Source organism: Hymenobacter algoricola, assembly GCF_039539525.1.
Classification (GTDB): domain Bacteria; phylum Bacteroidota; class Bacteroidia; order Cytophagales; family Hymenobacteraceae; genus Hymenobacter; species Hymenobacter algoricola.
In genome coordinates this window covers 1-704 of record NZ_BAABDH010000049.1, presented here as the reverse complement: position 1 = coordinate 704, position 704 = coordinate 1, and the positions used below count along the sequence as shown (strand labels likewise).

The window sequence follows — 704 nt, the reverse complement described above, 5'->3', positions numbered from 1 at the left end:
GAACGCCGCCTTCGTGGCCCGGATGGAAGACGTGCTGGCCGTCTATGAGCGGCCGTACGACCCCCTGTTTCCCGTCGTCTGTTTTGACGAGCGGCCGTGTGTGTTGCACGGCCAGCCCGTCGAGCCGCTGCCGCCCGTGCCGGCCCAACCCGCCGTGGGCGAGCAGCCCGCCAAGCCCGGCCGCCCCCGGCGCGAAAGCAGCACCTACGTGCGCCAGGGCACGGCCTGCCTGCTGGCCGCCTTCGAGCCGGGCACGGGCCAGCGCCTCGTGGAGGTCTCGGCCCGGCGCACCGGCGCGGACTATTGCCACTTTATGCAACAACTGGCCGCCGCTTACCCGCAGGTCGAAAAAATCGTGCTGGTCCAGGACAACCTCAACACCCACACCGATGCCGTTTTTTACCAGCACCTGCCCGCCGCGCAGGCCCGGGCCCTGGCCGCGCGCTTCGAGCTCCATTACACGCCCAAAAATGCTTCCTGGCTCAACATGGTCGAACTCGAACTCTCGGCCATTGCCCGCCAGTGCCTGCACCAGCGCATCCCCACCCAGGACGAGCTGACGGCACATGTCGCGGCTTGTGTAGCCGAGCGAAATGTGCGCCGGGCCACGGTTAACTGGCAGTTTTCCCTCGAAAAAGCCCGCACCAAACTCGGCCGACATTACCAGAAAATTAGGGTGCCTAATTCCCCTGACTAAGCACTAG

The 704-nt window shown here is 65.8% G+C and carries 1 protein-coding gene; it reads left to right on the top strand.

Annotated features, from left to right (window positions below; genetic code table 11):
- On the top strand, nucleotides 1-697 hold a 697-nt coding region (locus ABD842_RS13700; protein ID WP_345114911.1), incomplete at its 5' end, for an IS630 family transposase.
- Between the last annotated feature and the right edge of the window lie 7 nt (nucleotides 698-704).